General features: G+C 41.5%; 10 protein-coding genes and 1 pseudogene. 4 read left to right on the top strand and 7 right to left on the bottom strand.

The window, feature by feature from the left end; translation table 11 throughout:
- Positions 1-22: 22 nt before the first annotated feature.
- On the top strand, positions 23-1,411 hold the full coding sequence (locus H6G05_RS13020) for an FAD-binding oxidoreductase (protein ID WP_322096360.1): 1,389 nt from the start codon (positions 23-25) through the stop codon (positions 1,409-1,411).
- Positions 1,412-1,635: 224 nt separating this feature from the next.
- Here the strand turns inward: H6G05_RS13020 and dut are convergent, their stop codons facing one another.
- From dut to H6G05_RS12995, 5 genes are all read right to left on the bottom strand, one after another.
- Positions 1,636-2,073, bottom strand: coding sequence for a dUTP diphosphatase (gene dut / locus H6G05_RS13015; protein ID WP_190578585.1), 438 nt, complete (start codon positions 2,071-2,073; stop codon positions 1,636-1,638).
- A 70-nt stretch (positions 2,074-2,143) separates the two neighbouring features.
- The gene (locus tag H6G05_RS13010; protein WP_190578584.1) at positions 2,144-3,859 is read right to left on the bottom strand and encodes a serine/threonine-protein kinase; all 1,716 of its coding nucleotides are present in this window, start codon (positions 3,857-3,859) and stop codon (positions 2,144-2,146) included.
- A gap of 2 nt (positions 3,860-3,861) precedes the next feature.
- A complete protein-coding gene (locus H6G05_RS13005) occupies positions 3,862-4,383 on the bottom strand; it encodes a DUF4330 domain-containing protein (RefSeq protein ID WP_190578583.1) in 522 nt (173 codons plus the stop codon).
- A gap of 163 nt (positions 4,384-4,546) precedes the next feature.
- Positions 4,547-5,182: a DUF2059 domain-containing protein gene (locus H6G05_RS13000; RefSeq protein ID WP_190578582.1), complete on the bottom strand. Its 636-nt coding sequence runs from the start codon at positions 5,180-5,182 to the stop codon at positions 4,547-4,549.
- Positions 5,183-5,259: 77 nt separating this feature from the next.
- A complete protein-coding gene (locus H6G05_RS12995; RefSeq protein WP_190578581.1) occupies positions 5,260-5,883 on the bottom strand; it encodes a cofactor assembly of complex C subunit B in 624 nt (207 codons plus the stop codon).
- Positions 5,884-6,057: 174 nt separating this feature from the next.
- Here H6G05_RS12995 and H6G05_RS12990 point away from each other — a divergent pair, with 174 nt between their 5' ends.
- Positions 6,058-7,272: a DUF790 family protein gene (locus tag H6G05_RS12990; protein ID WP_190578580.1), complete on the top strand. Its 1,215-nt coding sequence runs from the start codon at positions 6,058-6,060 to the stop codon at positions 7,270-7,272.
- A 563-nt stretch (positions 7,273-7,835) separates the two neighbouring features.
- Complete coding sequence (locus tag H6G05_RS12985) at positions 7,836-10,409, top strand: hybrid sensor histidine kinase/response regulator (protein ID WP_190578579.1); 2,574 nt, start codon at positions 7,836-7,838, stop codon at positions 10,407-10,409.
- Between the two features lie 308 nt (positions 10,410-10,717).
- On the opposite strand, the pseudogene H6G05_RS26015 reads toward H6G05_RS12985, so the two are convergent.
- Both H6G05_RS26015 and H6G05_RS12980 read right to left on the bottom strand, forming a co-directional pair.
- Positions 10,718-10,795, bottom strand: a pseudogene (locus H6G05_RS26015) (DUF6671 family protein); the annotation flags it as partial.
- A 20-nt stretch (positions 10,796-10,815) separates the two neighbouring features.
- The gene (locus tag H6G05_RS12980) at positions 10,816-11,130 is read right to left on the bottom strand and encodes a hypothetical protein (RefSeq protein WP_190578578.1); all 315 of its coding nucleotides are present in this window, start codon (positions 11,128-11,130) and stop codon (positions 10,816-10,818) included.
- Positions 11,131-11,711: 581 nt separating this feature from the next.
- On the opposite strand from H6G05_RS12980, the gene H6G05_RS12975 reads away from it, so the two are divergent.
- On the top strand, positions 11,712-12,146 hold the full coding sequence (locus H6G05_RS12975; protein ID WP_190578577.1) for a DUF29 family protein: 435 nt from the start codon (positions 11,712-11,714) through the stop codon (positions 12,144-12,146).
- Positions 12,147-12,194: the final 48 nt, after the last annotated feature.

Raw genomic sequence — 12,194 nt, 5'->3', positions numbered from 1 at the left:
GGTATGTACGGACATTAATTTTGTGAGACTTGCTGATAATCAACTGATTTCTTTATTCACTGACTTACTGGGAGTCGAAAGTGTTGTTCTATTCGATCTCCTAACTCCAAATTTACACGAACGAGTTGTAACTAGTCTCACCCCTGATAGTCTACCGCCAGCAGCTGTACTCTATCCTCAGACGATCGCAGAACTATCGAGGGCGATCTCTTTAGCATACGAACACCGTTTGCGAATGCTGCCATGTGGGAGTGCCACGAAGTTAGATTGGGGCGGCTTAGTCAGTCGAGCAGATCTGGTGATCAGTACAGCAAAGTTAAATCGGGTGATTGAGCATTGCGTTGGCGATCTCACAGTCACAGTTGAGTCGGGCGTGAAATATCAGGATTTGCAAACAGTCTTAGCCAAGGAAGGACAATTTTTAGCGATCGATCCTCCTTACAGTGCTGAAGCCACGATTGGCGGTATTTTAGCGACAGGCAGCGCAGGCTCATTGCGACATCGCTATAATGGCGTGCGTGACATGTGTTTAGGTATCGAGTTTGTGCGCTCCGATGGGGAAGTAGTCAAGGCGGGCGGGCGAGTAGTTAAAAATGTGGCTGGCTATGACCTCATGAAATTATTAACAGGTTCTTACGGAACTTTGGGCATTGCTGCGAGTGTGACCTTTCGGCTCTATCCTTTGCCCGAATATACGCAAATTGTGGTGCTTACAGGGACTGCTGAGGCGATCTCTCAAGCCCAACAAAAAATTAGTACCTCGGTACTTACGCCTACGGCTTGCGATTTACTATCAGCAACTGCGATCACCGATCTTGGTTTGGGACAAGGTAGCGGCTTAGTTCTCCAATTTGCTAGTCTCAAAGCTAGTGTGATCGAACAGTGCGATCGCATTGCGGTACTTGCTAAAGAATTAAATTTAGAAGTGCAGATTTTAGGAGAGGCAAAGGAATTTTGGGAGTTATTAGAAATTCTGATCTGGCAAGATGAGCTTCGTAATTTGGAGCAATCTTCTGAGAGTGCTTCTGTAGTTTGTAAGTTAGGTCTATTACCATCGGCTAGTGTGTCATTCTTAAAGGAATGCGAACAAATTTTTGATATTCAATCCTATTATTTGCAAATTCATACTGGTAGTGGTTTAGGGATTTTGCGTGTGGAAGATGTACAGGATTTAGAGGCGATCGCTTTGCAAATCGCTAAAGTGAGAAGTATTGCCGAATCCTGCGGTGGTTTTCTATCGATTCTGGAAGCACCCCAAGCTTTAAAATTTGGCAACAGAACTTTAGGAAATAACTCTAGTAATCTCGAAAATGTTTGGGGTTATCGCGGTAATGCGCGGGATCTGATGGTTAAGATTCAGCAGCAGTTTGATCCTAGGGGTTTGCTCAGTTGCGATCGCTTGTATTCATAGAGCAGTGGCGCGTAGCGCCGCCATTCTATTTTTTTGATATAGTGCCTATATGAGCTTTCTATAGCTGTAGTCAAAAACCCAAATAGTGTGAGGCGGCGCGAAGCGCCGCCTCACACTATTTGGGTTTTATGTCCTAACAAGAATGGCGACAGCTATAGAATGAACTATGCACTCCCAAGAGATTTTAGGATTCGGATAACGGGATAGAGTTCGCTGTGATATTGCTACTTCAGCCCAGTACTTCCAAATCCACCGATACCGCGATCGCTGGTTCCTAATTCTCCCTCAACATAAAGAGCTTGAATTACTGGCTTTAATACTAACTGAGCAACCTTCTGCCCTTTGACGAAGGTATAGGCTTCTGTGCCTAGATTAATCACAATCACTTGAATCTCGCCACGGTAACCAGCATCAACTGTCCCTGGGGAATTGAGAACTGTAATCCCATGTTTAAGAGCAAGTCCACTCTTAGGACGCACTTGGATTTCATAACCAATGGGAATATCAACAGCTAATCCCGTAGGGATGGCAATGCGCTGCTGTGGTTGCAATGTGGCTTCAACGACTGAATAAACATCAGCACCAGCATCACCAATATGAGCATAGCTGGGAATTATGGCTTCAGGATGTAACTTTTGGAATTTGATTTCGACGGTTTGCATTGATTAGAAGGTAATAATAATAAAGACACGAGAATGATGACCAGCACAAAGGGCCACCCATCATTGCGTTCTAAAAAGTTAGTGTGTTCGGATTTGAGGTCGGTTTGGTGGGTTCAGGAGCAGGCTCATTCGGATTAGGCAATGGTGATGGAGCAGGCGATCTCGGCGGCTCTGTAGGACTAGGCGTAGGTGAAGGATCAGGAGATGGCACGGGTTCAGTCGGAGTTGGTGATGGCGTTGGTGTTGGTGTGACTGTGGGAGTGGGTGTCGGAGTTGCAGTTAGCGTCGGAGTTGGTTTTGGACGAACAGGTGCTTCTAACTGAACATCAAGCTTATAGGTAGTTTCACTCGTACTAGTGGTTTTGATTTTGATGTAGTACACACCATCTTTTTTCAGGCGACCTTGCCAATATCCCGTAGCATTGTCGATCGCCTTACGGTCTAGACTAACTTGATCATCACTTTGGATGGTCATTTGTAAATCTGCACCATTTAGAGAAACGGTAAGAAGTTCATCTTTTTCACCATTAAAACGGACATTGACAACTTGTCCTGCCACGATCTTATCGCTACTAAATCCGCGATTTAAGCCTTCATTCACCGACTTAAGTTCGAGACTAGTATTGATATTTTTCACATTTGCGGCACTTGGTGTGGCTGTAGGAGAAGCGATCGCTGACTCAGTGGGAGTTGTTGTAACGCGATTACGGCTAAAAAAGAAAGATGTAACCGCCCATGAGCCAATGCCAGCCACTAAAACAATTAAAATTCCCAAAATCCAATTGACGGAACCACTACTATTTGTCCGAGTTGGCGCATTTTGAGTACCATAATTTGCAGGATTGCGATTGCTAGCACCTGCAACAACTGTTTTCTGAGGAATATTGGCGACCACATTGGAAGGCACTTGCCGACCTACTACATAGGTCTTTGCACCTGAAAAAGAGGCTTGAGCAACTTGCAGAGCTTGCATTACCTCGTCCGCCGAACGATAGCGATTGGTGGGTTTGTAGCTCAACATTTGGTTGATCACCCTTGCAAAGGCGGGATTGACATTGGCAAACTGCTGCCAATTCCACGCTAAATTGATGCTGTCAAACAGTTCCGATGGCTCTTTGCCCGTAAGCAACACAATCGAAGTTACTGCAAGGGCATAGAGATCACTATTGGCATAGGCACTTCCTGACTGCAATTGCTCTGGTGGTGCATAGCCCGCTTTACCCGCGACCGTTGAGGCAGGAATACCCATTTGTGAGTTGAGTTTGGCATTGGTTTCTTGGACAACCCCAAAATCGATCAGCACAGGTAAATTATCCTGCGATCGCAGCATCAGATTTTCAGGAGAAATATCGCGGTGAATGATGTTGTGACTATGCAGATAGCTCAGCACTGGCAAAAGCTGCTGCATTAAAGCAAAAATTTCATTCTCCGAGAATGTCTGTCCAACCTTGAGGCGATCGAGTAATAAATTACGATAATTTTTGCCCTCCACATAGTCTTGCACCAAGAGCAACCTGCCCTCAGACTCAAAGGTAGCGCGGAAGTCTGGCACTTGAGAATGACGGATTTGATAAAGTACTGAGGCTTCGCGGCGAAAGAGCTCTTTAGCCTTTTCGGTTACTTCTAAAGAATCTTGAGGCGGAATAAATTCTTTGAGTACGCAGGTTTCATTAAAGCGCTCTAAATCTTGTGCTAAATATGTGCGCCCCATACCACCCTGTCCAATCGTTGAGCGGATTGCATAGCGACCTTTAAGTATAAAACCTTGAGGAAATGGGGGTTGCATAATTAATACCTCACCGCCATTGCACTACCCCGAATGATATATCTAGGTCCTTCAATATCAATTGATGTGCCGACTTTAACCTTTTCATTAGCAAATACAGCCCCATCATTGGTAATTTGGGCAGTTGCTTCGAGGGTGAGCGCTAGGTCGGATTGAGAAGTGGCGACAGCGCGAGGATCATCAAAATAAACGGCTGTACCATCAGCTTTTGCGGCGACAATTTTGGGAACCGAAATATCTACTTTTGTGATCGTGACTTCGCCGCGTGGTTGATTGCGGATAATAATTTTCACTTTGTCACCGACTTTGACAAGTTTTTGAGGCTCATTAGCACTTAAACCACGTACATTCATATCTACTTGGACTGTCTTATTTTCGGCAGATAGCACTTGAGCGATCGAACTGCCGCTATTGCCAGGGACGACGAGTAAGCCAATCAAGACAATCAGGATCGTCGCGATCGCGCCGATGTCTAGAATGCTGAATTTACCAAATAAACGACCTTGCCGATCTAGAAGTGCCATGCGTATTTTCAGGATGTAACGGTGGAATAGAGTGTTAGAGGTTTGCTAAAGCGACAAAGCGCTTACAGCATTACAGTATAGCAATCGCTAAGACGGTTACAGTGTTTTTTGTATGGTGCGGCAAAGCCGCGCCATACAAAATCTGGTTACTGTGCTTCCCTTATTACTTACGGGGTAATGCGTTTAAAAGCTCTTCGGTAATAATTTCGGTCATGATGCGCGACATTTGGGGCATCAAAATTTCGTTAGTACGCTGAAAAGAGTCATTAAAAATCTGTGGCATCAGACTAATTGCCTTTTTGCCAGTTGACGACTTATAAAATCCGATAATGTCGCGCAATTCCGATTCTGTAAAATACTTGTCATAGATCGGATAGGAAACCTGTTCAATTAACTGATTGACATCAATTTTTTTGACCACGCGATCGCGATACTTACCCGCCATGCGTGAGACGATCTCACTAAATTGTTTTTGAATTTCTGGGCGATCGCTGTCGAGGGCAGGAGCATTTTTGAGGACTGCTGACACTAACTTAGGCAACTCGGAACGCACCATCGAATCCATGATCTGTTCAGCATTTTTAGTAGATTCTGTAATCTCTAGCAACTCTTTGATCAAGGCTCGTTTTTCTTGTGAAATAATCGGCGCAGTAGGCTTAACAGTAGGCTTGACAGCAGGCTTAGTTGTATTACTACTTTCTTGAGGTGTTTGGGCGATCGCTTGATGAGATGCGGGCAAGACTAAGCTAGTAGTAAGCAATGAAGACAAGGCAGTAGTTAGAAAAATGCGGTTTAGCATAATTTTTTTTAGTGTAATGAGGAAAACCTGTGGCGCACGCTGCGCGTTCGCCACAGGTTTTAGATCAGATGAGATACTCATGAGGACATTTTTTCGAGATTATAGGTGAGTTTTTCAGCGATCGCCGTTACCCAATTTTCATCTTGCTTAGTGTAACTACGGGGAATATTTGCTCCTAATACCATGACTCCTTTTTCGCCCAGAGGTTGCACGATCACACCCTGAGTATTTTCGGGTAGATAGTCAAACTCCACCCGTCCTGGATAAAGCTCTAATTTGACCAAATAAACTGGCTTTTGGGTTTTCATTACCCGCTCAGCGATCGCGCCAATATTTACCTGTTTGCTCTTGCCTAAAATGCCTCGTCGTAAAATTGTTTGGCGATCGTAATAAACCGCTACTACCTTAGTCACTGTATTAGTTAGCAAAATATGCGAAGCCCAAGCCAGTTCAGTTTTAACTGCATCGCTGAGTGAGTTATCGATTTCTAACCCTTCTTCGCCAATCAAATTTACAGCCTCAGGGGGCTTCGGCTGAGCTTGTTGCCATAGTAACCCCACTAAAATCAACACAGCACTCAATAAAACTCCTAGAGCATCAGCGCGAGATTGGCTAGCCGTGAGATTGAATGTTACCATCCGATTTGCTAGTAGGGCAAAGCCTCCCAACGTCCCTACCACAAGGGGCAAATATCGAATCATGTTTACTCTTATACTCAAATGACAATAAATACGCTGCTAGCTGTCGCCAGTCTGATTAGGACATAAACCCAGAAGACGAGTAGCGGCGCAAAGCGCCGCTACTCGCTTCTTGGGTTTTGATTTGTCATAATACAAACGGCGACAGCTATAAATTAGCATTTCTGTGAAACATCTATGCTGCCTAGCGAACTCCTGATGCATCGACTGAATGGCGAAACCGTCGTTCCTAAACGATTGAAATTAGATGATAAGCATCAGGCGATCGCTACGGAATTAATCGCAATTTTTGAGAATGCTAAGGGTGGTACACAGGGGGAACTCGATCGCCTATTGCAAGAACTTGAAGGTGATACTCCTGACTATCGGGTGAAGCGGGGATTGGCTCATATTCTCAAATCCAGCTTCAGTACCTTTGAAATTATGAGTCCCCTCGAACCGCAGGAATTACGTCGCCGCATTTTTGAATTATCAGCGCAAGTTATCCCTAGTCATCAAGCTACAAAGCAAACTCTCATTCAACTCGCCGATAAACTGACTGAAGAACTGAAACGCGAAGTCCTACCTTCTCAAATTACCGCAGGACTCTATGCTGATCTGATGGAAAATCGGATTCTGACACAATTTGAAAGCCCTACGCCTGAAGCTCTCATCCATCGTTATAATCTCTCGCAAGTGCAGGGGATTTTCTATCGGGCAAGTCATATGACGCTCAAAGTCCATCGTAATGATCCAGGGGAATACAAGTTACTGTTCCGTTATCTCAAGCTATTTCAATTGATGTCCTATATTGAAGGTGATGTTGATTATGGCTTTACGATTACCGTTGATGGTGCAACGAGTCTGTTTGGTACAAGTACCCGTTATGGCTTGGCGATCGCTAAATTACTTCCTGCTTTGCTCCATGTCACCAAATGGAGCCTCAACGCCACTCTTGTTGAAAAAGATACTTATTCTAAACAAAAGCGTACAGGTCTATTTACTCTTGATTCAGACTGTGGGTTAGTCAGCCATTATCCTGCGGGCAAAATGTATGACAGTGCGATCGAGTCATCGTTTGCTGAGCGATGGGCAGAATTAAAAACAGAATGGAAGTTAGAAAGAGAAGTTGATTTAATTCCTATCCCTGGAAGTGTGATGATTCCCGACTTTCGATTAGTGCATCCCGATGGACGTACTTATCTCTTAGAGATTGTCGGCTATTGGCGACCTGAATATTTACGCAAGAAATTTTCGCAAGTGCGGCAGGCTAATTGTGAGAATTTGATTTTGGCGATTTCTGAACGCCTAAATCTGGAGAAGGCTGGCGTAAAAGTAAGTGATACGCCTGCACTGACGGTTTGGTTTAAGGATAAACTTTCGCCTAAAGTCGTTTTACAAGCGATCGAATAAATCGCAAATATAGCAATGTATAGCAATCCTAAATGGTTAGTGGAAGAACACCCCATCGGGGTGTCCTTCCACTAACCAAAAAAATCACAAATGATATAGGACTGCTATATAAGCTAAATAACAGAATATTCATGGAACATCAGTTGTTTAGATACAGTCTAAATAATAATTAAGACCAATTTACGAAAGTATAACTACACTTTTGCGAATTAAAAACAAAACCCTTATTGGGTTTTAAAAACACAAAATGGCGTAACACTTTTGAGGATTAAAAGATAAAACTCGGCAACTATTTAGATATATGAAATATCAAAAAAATACAGATTAAAATATCCGACTTTTTCTAGCCAAACAAAGGCAATTTGTAAAACCACAAAAAAGTCGTAAATCTTTGCTTTTAGAGCTTTTTTGATTGCCGACTTAATAGTTTAAATGCACAAAATAGCTACACTATTTTGTGCTTTAAGGTAAGACAAAAAGCTTATTTACATGTATTTTTTTACGTCTAGGATGAGTTATCATCTATTTTTTTATATAAATAAAGTTAGCAAATCATTTAGAGAATGAAGATTAAGCAAAAGTTGACTCTGAGTTATTTAGCGATCGCTGCTATCACAAGCTTAGTTGGTGTAATCAACTACAAAAACATAGAAACAATCAACCAAGATTTTCAAACTGTTTCCGAGGGAACTATACCTACTAACTCAGCGCTCAAAGACCTAAAAAATTCAGGCTCAAAAATTATTGCTGCTACTTCTGAATACTCAACGATCTCTGCACGCTCGAAAGTTTTGGCTCCAGCCCCAGAAATAAACGCAGCTTTACTTGAAGAAGAAGAAGAGGTAAAACAAGGATTTTTGGCATATGATTTGGCGTTGAATCTTTATAAGTCTGTACCTGAAAACTTGTCTGCTGATAAAAAAGGTGCTCTTAACCAAATTAAATCCGCAGGTGCATCCCTCAAAGCAAATAGCTTAAAATTAATTGAGGTTCAAAAAACAAGCAATGATCCCCAGAAATTTTTAGAGCAAAAAGAGGAGTTTGAGGAGAGCGAAGAAGAATTTATTAAAGCAATCGATGTCGCCCTAAAGGCCGAAGAATTAAAGTTGCAAAGGCTTAAGACTGAAGTCCAGATTGCAATTATTGACAGTCGAAATATCTTCTTAATTGCCAGTATTTTTACATTTATTTTCGCGGGAGGAATTGGGCTAGCTTTATCAGCTTCTATTATTAAGCGTTTACAAGAATTGGTTCTATCTACTAAACAGATTAGCCAAGGGAATATAGATGTGCTGCTTCCATCCCCTAAGAATGATGAATTGGGACAACTAAGCCAGAGTTTTGCCGTTATGCAAAATGAACTTAAATCCAACTTTGATCGACTTGAAGACACCGTAGAAGAACGCACAAAACTTTTAATGCTTGAACAGGCTAATTTAAAAAAGAAGCTAACTCAAGAGCGTCTGGTGTTAAGCATTGTTGAACAAATACGCCATTCTTTAGAGATTATGGAAACCCTCAGCTCGGTTACGGCTGACATGCGCTCAGTATTTGCTTGTGATCGCGTAGCCATATTTCAATTTAACGATCAAAACTTTGCTACCTTTATCAACGAATCGGTAGGGCAAGGTAACGATCCTATTGTCAATGGCACACTTCAATCCTTTTTTGTCGAGAATAAGGCTTTTCGATCTGGGTTAACTCATCTCGCCATCAAAGATCATGAAGATCATGAAGATATTTACTCACGTTTGAGTATGCCAATATTTGAAGGCGACCAACTTTGGGGAATATTAGTTGCTTTTGATTATCAGCAGCCTAGCCGTATTTGGACAGAAAGTGAAATTGCGATCGCTACAGCAGTTTGTTTACAGCTAGGAATTTCGATCAAACAAAATATTTTATTGAATGAATTAAAACGCTCTAAAGAAAAAGCTGAAGCCGCAAATGTTGCCAAAAGTGAGTTTCTATCGATGATGAGCCATGAAATTCGCACTCCCATGAATGCTGTAATAGCTGTAAGCGACCTTCTTAGTTTTACTGAACTTAATGAAGAGCAAGAAGATTATATCCAGATGATTATTGAGGGGGGAAGAGTATTATTAAATGTGATTAATGACATCCTTGATTTTTCCCGTATAGAAGCAGATCACCTAGAGTTAGATGTAAAAACTTTTGAATTACGTCGTTTTATTGAGAGTATAGTTAACTTACTCAGCCTACAAGCTAGTCAAAAGAATCTAGGTTTATTCTCCATAATAGATCCATTGTTACCAAATTTATTTTGGGGAGACAGCAATAGAATAGAGCAAATTTTAATTAATTTGGTTGGTAATGCCATCAAATTCACTGAATCTGGAGAGATTAGAATCATAGTAGAAATGCTAGATCAAAATGAAGGCAACTATACAATTAAATTTAGTGTTTCAGATACAGGGATTGGGATTGAGCCTGAAAACCAAAATAAGCTTTTTAGTCCATTTGTTCAGGTAGACTCTTCAAATACTCGTCGCTACGGTGGTAGTGGTTTGGGGCTAGCAATTTGCAAACGGCTAGTTGAGAAAATGGATGGAAATATTTCGGTGCGATCGCAATTTGGGAAAGGTTCAACATTTAGTTTTGCGATCCCGTTAAAAGAAGAAAAAGAGGAGCAACCAGTTACCCCGCAAGCAAAGGTCATAGTAACTACTCAAGCAACTTCCATAGTACCTCCTCAAGCTATTGACACAGAAGCAAATCTAAAAGTCTTAGTGGTAGAAGACAATTCCTTAAATAGGATTGCAGCGCTGAAGTCTTTAAAAAAAATGGGATGCTCGGTAACTTTAGCTGGAGATGGACTTGAAGCGATCAGTCATCTTAAACTGCAACATTTTGATTTAGTATTTATGGATCTGCATATGCCCCAATTAGATGGAATTGGAGCTACTCGGTTAATTCGCCAAGAAGCATCTGATGATTCTCCTTATATTATTGCTATGACCGCAGATATGACCCAAGGAGTAAGGGAAGAATGTTTAGATGCTGGTATGAACGACTATATTAGTAAGCCAGTCACATTTAAAGAATTAGACTTAGCTGTAAAACGAGCATTAAAATCAATGGATTCCAAATCAACTTTAAAATCTATTGATTTATAGCAATGTAAGTTTTGCTTAGGACATAAAACCCAAAAGATGAGTGGCGGCGCTTTGCGCCGCCACTCATCTTTTGGGTTTTGATTTGTTCTAGCTATCTCTTGCATTGCTATAGAACCCATTTAAGAATTACACAACCTCAAAAACTCTAGGTGTCTAGCCCCCTAAATCCCCCAATTCTGGGGGACTTAAATATAGTTCCCCCCAGAATTGGGGGGCTAGGGGGGCAAAAACTACAATTCTTAAAATCAAGAATGGATCGGCGGCGCAAAGCGCCGCCGATCCATAAAAACCAAATACGCTTATAGATACTAGGGATTGCAATAAGAGCAGTACATCGGATCAGCAAATTGAACTTGATCTGGGAAGAGAACTTCTTGCTGAAATAGACAGCGATCGCATCGCTATCTTAAGAAGCCCAAGGCACTTGGTTATAATCACCTTCCCACCTTGATTTATAGAGACGATTTGTATAGACTCCATTGTAGCCAAACAAGCGTAATAGGCAAAGCTCTAAATACCATTTACTTAGATTGTAAGCTTCGGTTCGCTCTTCAGGGGAGTATTTTAGAATAGTCGTAGATTTGCCTTTTCTTTTTGGGTGCGTAATTCTATTCCGAATTGCCGTAATACATCCCGCACAATCCAATAGATTACTTTCTGCCTTGAGCATTTTTTTAAGAGCATCAAGAAAAAGTGGAGATTCTTCTGGTACTGGAGGCATTGTTATTGGGATCTGAAGCCAAGAAAATAGTAATCGTAAACTACCTTCAGCTTTTAATTTATCCAGTCCATCAGGCACTGGTCAGCCAAATCGAGATCGACGTATTTGCGTCTTTTTTATCGTCATGAAATGGACGTTTCAGAACCCATCCCACATTAGCTGACCAGTGCCATAACCGCAGAGAGATATCATTAGTAAAATCAAGAGAGCGGTAAGAACTATCCTGAAATGAAAATTTTACTTTTATATCGGGGAGCCAATTAAATGTAATTTCGCCATATCCTTGATAAGCTTTACTATCATCTAAGAACTCAATTTCCCCTTGATATAGAGTTATTGGTTGATTTTGTTCGCACTAGTAGATTGGTTGGATTGCTTTTTGGATGTTTCTCATGTTTGGTTATCCGCAATTTAAATAATTTGTTTTTTGAACATTTTGTAATTGCTTAAATAGTTAGGCTGTAATATAGAAAGTACAATAAATTATACTAAGCAAAGGTATTATTGATTTAGGTTATAATCATAATTTTTGTTTTGGTTTTTCATATTTGCAATATCTCGCGTTCTCACACAATAAAGATATGGAAGAACTTTTGACGTTAAGGGAATTGCTAACTAAAGGCGATATGACTGGAGCATTGGCAATTGTTGATGAATTAGAAGAAATGAGCCGCGACGATAAAATTAACAACATTCGTAGCTATGCAGTAATTCTGCTCATGCATCTCATCAAACAAAAAGCAGAAAATCGCACCACCAAGTCTTGGGAGCTATCAATTCGTAACTCGATACGCGGTATCCAAACCAAAAACCAGAGACGCAAAGCTGGCGGAACATACCTTAATACCGAAGAATTATGCTTAGCAATTTCCGAAGCTTATACTGAAGCAGTCGATCGCGCATCCGCAGAGGTTGAGGAAGGTCGCTATGAACCCAAGGAGTTAGCCAAATTAGTCAACCGTCAAGAAGTCTGCGATCGCGCCATGATCTTAATCTCGACAAATCTAGAAATTTAAACCAACCCCAAATATGACTTGGCAGGCTAAGCCCACCGAGTCATAGGG

Origin of the sequence: Phormidium tenue FACHB-1050 (assembly GCF_014696925.1) — a bacterium.
GTDB lineage: Bacteria > Cyanobacteriota > Cyanobacteriia > Pseudanabaenales > Pseudanabaenaceae > Pseudanabaena.
The sequence above is the reverse complement of the archived record's forward strand: the minus strand, read 5'-3'. Positions and strand labels throughout refer to the sequence as shown.